The organism is Amycolatopsis sp. DSM 110486, from assembly GCF_019468465.1.
Classification (GTDB): Bacteria; Actinomycetota; Actinomycetes; order Mycobacteriales; family Pseudonocardiaceae; genus Amycolatopsis.
This window is the reverse complement of record NZ_CP080519.1, coordinates 5,029,001-5,035,000: the sequence shown is the minus strand read 5'-3', so window position 1 is coordinate 5,035,000 and position 6,000 is coordinate 5,029,001. Positions and strand designations below refer to the sequence as shown.

The following is a 6,000-nucleotide window of genomic DNA, read 5'->3' as shown; positions in this document are numbered from 1 at the left end:
TGGCACGCGAAGACCCAGCCGAACACGATCGGGCCGGCCTCGCCGAAGGAGCGGATGCAGAGCGCGACCGTCGGCGGGACCGTGGCGACCCAGTCGAGACCGTAGAAAAGGATGAACGCCCACATGCTGGGCTGCACGGAGTCGGTGAGCAGCTGCGGCAGCAACGCGAGCGAGAGACCGCGCAGCGCGTAGTACACGCCGAGCAGGATGCGCGGGTCGACGCGGTCGGTGAGCCGGCCGGACACGACCGTCCCCACCACGTCGAACACACCGACGAGCGCGAGCAGGCTCGCCGCGGTGGTCTGCGGCATGCCGTGGTCGTGCGCGGCCGGCACGAAGTGGGTGCCGACCAGGCCGTTGGTGGTCGCCCCGCAAATCGCGAAGCCGACGGCCAGCAGCCAGAACGAGCGTGAGCGCATGGCCTGGAACAGCACGCTGATCGCCCGGCCCGCCGAACCGCGCTTGACCTCCGGGTGGGCCACCTCCGTGCCCTCCGGCGCGCCGTACGCGACGGTGTCCAGGTCGGCCGGGTGGTCGCGCACCACGAGCAGCACGACGGGGACCACCGCGAGCGCCGCGATGGCGATGACCAGCGACGCCGTGCGCCAGCCGTCGTTCACGGCCAGCGTGGCGACCACCGGCAGGAACACGAGCTGACCCGTCGAGCCGGCCGCGGTGAGGATGCCGGTCACGGCGCCGCGGTGGCGCACGAACCAGCGCGTGGTGACGGTCGCGGCGAAGCTCATGGCCATCGAGCCCGTGCCGGCGCCGACGAGCACGCCCCAGCACAGGATGAGCTCCCAGCTCGTGCTCATGAACACCGTGCCGCCGGCCCCGAGCGCGACCACGAACAACGCGGTCGCGGCGACGCGGCGGATGCCGAAGCGCTCCATCAACGCGGCCGCGAAGGGCGCGAAGACGCCGTAGAGCACGAGGTTGACGGAGACCGCGAGCCCGATGGTCGCGCGGGACCAGCCGAACTCCTCGTGCAGCGGGTCGATCAGCACGCTCGGCGCGGCGCGGAACCCGGCCGCGGCCAGCAGCGCGATGAACGCGGCCGCGGCCACGAACCAGGCTCGGTGGACGCGGGGCGCGGTACGAGTCTCGACGGTCACGGGAGATGAGTCTGATTCGTCTTCGGCGTCCTGGACAGTGGCTTGAAGGACACCGTCCGAAAGGATCGGGCCACGGGTAGTCTCACCGCCATGCGCTGCCGACGCTTCCTGCCGGTGCTGCTGCTCCTCGGACTCGTCGGCGGGTGCACAGCGCCCTCGCTGCCCCCGGCCGGTGACCTGCTCGGCGCGGCCGGAGCGAACTTCGCCGGCGTGCGCAGCCTGCACTTCTCCGTGGTCGTGAACGGCGTGCTGCCCGGCCTGCCGCTGAGCACCGTCGACGGCGACGCGACGCTCGACGACGGCGGCCACGCGGCCGGCACCGCCGAGCTGGAGAACGCCACGAGCGACCGGAAGCTCTCCTTCGTCCTCGACGGCACCCACGCCACCACGCACGACAGCACCGGCGCGACCTGGTCGGGCCCGGCGACGTTCACCGTCGGAGACTTCCTCGGCCCCGACAGCGGGCTCGCGCACCTGCTCAGCTCACTCGGCAACCCGCAGACCGAGACCCGCGAGCCCGTGCACGGCCTCGACACCTACCGCGTCGGCGGGGTCCTGCCCGAGAAGGTGGCCACGCGGCTGCTCCCCCAGATTCACTCGGACGTGAACGTGAAGGTGTGGGTCACCGCCGCCGAGCCGCGGCGGTTCGCCCGGTTCTGGCTGCAGGTCCCGCCCCCGACGGAGAAGGACAGCCCGGTGATGTTCGAGGTCACGCTCTCGAACGAGAACCAGCCCATCCCGGCTCCCCGGACCTGATCACCGCGGCCTAGCTGCCCGCGCAACGCGTCCCGTCGGCCGGCACCGTGCCGTCGACGAGGTAGGCGATTCCCGCCTTGTCCACGCACGCGTTGCCCTGCAGGAACGCCGTGTGCTGCGTGCCCTCGAAGGTGAGCAGCGCGCCCTTCAGCGCCTTCGCGAGGTTGACACCCGCCTGGTACGGCGTGGCCGGGTCGTTGGTCGTCGAGACCGTGAGCGTCTTGGGCAGCCCTTCGACCTGCGGTTCGTGCGGCGTCATGGTGTTCGGCACGGGCCAGAAGGCGCACGCGTCGCGCGCGGAGCTGGCCGGGCGGCCGTCGTCGAGGAACGGCGCCACCTGCTCGTACTTCTGCTGCGCGTCGAGGATCGTCTTGGGGTCCGTGACGCGCGGGTCGTCGACGCAGCGGATCGCGGTGAAGGCGTCCTGCGTGGTGCCGTAGCGCCCGTCGGGGCCGCGCTCGTTGTAGATGTCGGCGAGCTGCTCGAGCGTGGCGCCGCGCTGGTTGCGCAGCTCGTTGAGGCCGGTGTTGAGGTAGTCCCAGAGGTTCTGCTGGTAGAGCGCCTGGATGGCGCCGGTGGTGGCGTCCTCGTACGACAGCTTGCGCCCGTCGCCCACTGGCACCGGGAAGTCGATCAGCGGCCGCGTCAGGTCCTGGAACGCCTTGGTCGCCGCGGCCGGGTTGTTGCCGAGCGCGCAGTCCTGCTGAGCGGCACACCACTTCGCGAACTCACCGAACGCGACGCCGAAGCCCTGGCCCTGCGCGACGAGCGAGTCTTCCGGGTCCTGCGTCGGGTCGACGGCGCCGTCGAGGACGAGCGCGCGGACGTTGCGTGGGAAGTCCTCGGCGTAGGTCGAGCCGAGGAGGGTGCCGTAGGAGTAGCCGAGGTAGGTCAGCTTCTCGTCGCCGAGCACCGACCGAAGGACGTCCAGGTCCTTCGCGCCGTCGCGGGTGCCGACGTGTTCGAGCATGTCGTCGCCGAGTTTGGTGCGCTGGGCGCACTTGGCGGCGAAGTCTTTTTCCTGCGTCTCCTGCTTCGCGACGCCGGCGGGCGTGCCGTCGGTTTCGCTGTCGTCGGCGCGGTCCGCGTCGCGCTCGCTGTCGGTGAGGCAGCGGATCTGCGGTTCGCTCGCGCCGATGCCGCGCGGGTCGAAGCCGACGAGGTCGAAGCGTTTGCCGAGGTCGTTGTTCTTGACCTGGTCGATCAAGCCGGCCGCGGCGACCATGCCGGACGCGCCGGGACCGCCCGGGTTGACCACCAGCGAGCCGATGCGGTCGTCCGGTTCGCTCGCTTTGTGCCGCAGGACGCCGAGCGTGATGGTCTGTCCGTCCGGTTTGTCATAGTCCAGCGGGACGGTCAGCCGAGCGCACTGGATCCCGGACGCGCGGAAGGCGGACTGCGCGTCGTCCGAGGTCGCGTAGGGTGCGCAGTCGGCCCAGGTCATGCTCTGGCCGTAGAAGCGCGCCAATCCCGCGGGCACCGGGCCCACGGGCGGATGCGATTCCGTGGTCGGCGAGGGCGCGACCTGACCGTCGTTCGACGTGCACGCGGCTAGCGTGCCGCCGAGCAGTACGGCCGCCGCGAGAGCGGCGATCCGGTGGGCGCGAGAGCTGGCGCTGGCAAGGGGAGACACGGTTTGATCGTGCCATCCGGCGACGGAACTCCGACGCACCACCGGCGCGTTGGGTAGTCAGCGTCGGGTGGACCAGCGGCGGTCGGAGACACGAGCAACAGGACGGGAGACCAGGGGTGGCACTGATCAGCCGGGTGGGCAAGCGGCTCCGCCGGATCATCCAGCGGCCGGGCAGCGTCGAGCTGACCCGCTACGAAGCGCTGCTGCCCGCAGTCGCGAAGCTCGAACCCGACCTCGAGAAGCTCTCGGACGCCGAGCTCACCGAACGCGCCGAAAAGCTGCGTGAGGACCTCGGTGGCGCGAAGGTGTTCAACGACGACCAGCTGGTGGAGACCTGCGCCCTCGGCCGTGAGGCCGCGCGGCGCGCGCTCGGCGAGCGCGCGTTCGACGTGCAGGTCCTCGGCACGATGGGTCTGCTCACCGGGCACGTGGTGCAGATGGAGACCGGTGAGGGCAAGACGCTCGCCGGAGCGCTGGCGGCCGCGGGGTACGCCCTGCGCGGCAACCGCGTGCACGTCGTCACCGTCAACGACTACCTCGCCCGACGCGACGCCGAGTGGATGAAACCCGTCTACGACCTGCTCTCGGTGACCGTCGGCTGGGTCGAGCCCGCGCATAGCCGCGACGAGCGCAAGGACGCCTACGGCAAGCAGGTCACCTACGGCGCCGTGGCCGAGATCGGCTTCGACGTGCTGCGCGACCGGCTCGTGACGGCCGTCGACGATCTGGTGCAGGGCGCACCCGAGGTGGCGATCGTCGACGAGGCCGACTCCGTGCTGGTCGACGAGGCCCGCGTGCCGCTCGTGATGGCCGGCTCGATCGACCACAACGACGCCGACGAAGAGGTCGCCACGGTCGTGCGCCGGCTGCGTCTCGGCCTGCACTACGAGACCGACACCGACGGCCGCAACGCGTGGCTCACCACCGCCGGCGCGTCCGTGGTCGAGAAGTCGCTCGGCGGCATCGACCTCTACGGCGACTCGGGCTCCGACCGACTGGCCGCGGTGAACGTCGCGCTGCACGCCCACGCGCTGCTCACCCGCGACGTCGACTACCTCGTGCGCGACGGCAAGGTGCAGCTCATCAACGCCGCCCGCGGCCGCGTCGCCGAGCTGCAGCGCTGGCCGGACGGCCTGCAGGCCGCCGTCGAGGCGAAGGAGCAGGTGGCGGCCACCGACCGCGGCGAGATCCTCGACTCGATCACGGTGCAGGCGCTGCTCGCGCGCTACCCGTCGGTGGCGGGCATGACCGGGACGGCCGTGGCCGTGGCCGAGCAGCTGCGCGAGTTCTACAGCCTCGAGGTCGCGGTGATCCCGCCGAACACCCCGAACGTCCGCGAGGACCAGCCGGACCGGATCTTCGGATCGCCGTCGCAGAAGCTGCGCGCGATCGAGGAGGAGATCCGGAAGGTGCACGAGACCGGGCGGCCCATCCTCGTGGGCACCCAGGACGTGGCCGAGTCCGAGGAGCTGGCCGACAAGCTCGCGAAGGTCGACCTGCCGTGCGTGGTGCTCAACGCGCGCAACGACGCCGAAGAGGCCGCCATCATCGCCGAGGCCGGCAAGAAGGGCGCGGTCACCGTGTCCACGCAGATGGCCGGCCGCGGTACCGACATCCGCCTCGGCGGCACCGAGGGCGCGAGCCGCGAGGAGGTCGCCGAGCTGGGCGGCCTGCACGTGATCGGCACCGCGCGGTACCCGTCGAGCCGCCTCGACGGCCAGCTGCGCGGCCGGTCCGGCCGGCAGGGTGACCCGGGCAGCGCGATCTTCTTCGCGAGCCTCAACGACGACCTGGTGCTCTCCAACGCGCCCGACATCCCCGAGGGCATCGACGCCGACACCGAGACCGGGGAGATCACCGACCCGGCGGCGGTGCGGCAGATCAACCACGCCCAGCGCGTGGCCGAGGGCGTCGACCTGGAGATCCACCGCAACACCTGGCGCTACACGCGGCTGATCGAGCGGCAGCGCACCGAGCTGCTGGAACACCGCGACAAGGTGCTGCACACGGCGTTCGCGTCCGAGGAGCTGGAGAAGGCTCAGCCGGAAAAGTTCGCCGAGGTGAAGGAGAAGCTCGACGACACCGAGCGGCTCGAACAGCTCTCCCGCGAGGTCGTGCTGTTCCACCTCGACCAGCTCTGGTCCGACCACCTCGCGTACCTGACCGACGTGCGCGAGAGCATCCACCTGCGGGCGCTGGCCCGCGAGACGCCGCTCGACGAGTTCCACCGCGCGGCGATCCCGGAGTTCCACAAGATCATCGCGGAGTCGGCGGCGCGCGCGTCGAAGACGCTCGAGGAAGCCGAGATCACCGACGACGGCATCGATCTCGCCGACGCCGGCGTGCGGCGGGCGAACACGACGTGGACCTACCTGGTGCACGACAACCCGTTCGACTCGGACTTCGAGCAGACGGTGAAGAAGGTGCGCAGCATGATGCGGATGAAGAAGTCCTGATCCCGGTTTCGTGAAGAGCCCGGTCACCCACGTCGGTGGC

The 6,000-nt window shown here is 71.1% G+C and carries 4 protein-coding genes (1 of these 4 running past the window's edge); 2 read left to right on the top strand and 2 right to left on the bottom strand.

All coding sequences use genetic code 11. The features are described 5' to 3' along the window. Positions 1-1,115, bottom strand: partial view of an MFS transporter gene (locus tag K1T34_RS24590; RefSeq protein ID WP_220246545.1) — the 5' portion only. 166 nt of this gene lie to the left of the window's left edge; 1,115 of the gene's 1,281 nt are visible here — the first part of the coding sequence; it begins with the start codon at positions 1,113-1,115; the stop codon falls past the left edge of the window. 90 nt (positions 1,116-1,205) lie between these two features. Between K1T34_RS24590 and K1T34_RS24585 the strand changes: the two genes are divergently transcribed. Beyond that, on the top strand, positions 1,206-1,871 hold the full coding sequence (locus tag K1T34_RS24585; protein ID WP_220246544.1) for an LppX_LprAFG lipoprotein: 666 nt from the start codon (positions 1,206-1,208) through the stop codon (positions 1,869-1,871). Positions 1,872-1,881: 10 nt separating this feature from the next. Here the strand turns inward: K1T34_RS24585 and K1T34_RS24580 are convergent, their stop codons facing one another. Beyond that, a complete protein-coding gene (locus K1T34_RS24580) occupies positions 1,882-3,465 on the bottom strand; it encodes an alpha/beta hydrolase (RefSeq protein WP_370643838.1) in 1,584 nt (527 codons plus the stop codon). 155 nt (positions 3,466-3,620) lie between these two features. Between K1T34_RS24580 and secA2 the strand changes: the two genes are divergently transcribed. Continuing rightward, the gene (gene secA2 / locus K1T34_RS24575; protein WP_220246542.1) at positions 3,621-5,960 is read left to right on the top strand and encodes an accessory Sec system translocase SecA2; all 2,340 of its coding nucleotides are present in this window, start codon (positions 3,621-3,623) and stop codon (positions 5,958-5,960) included. Positions 5,961-6,000 lie beyond the last annotated feature (40 nt).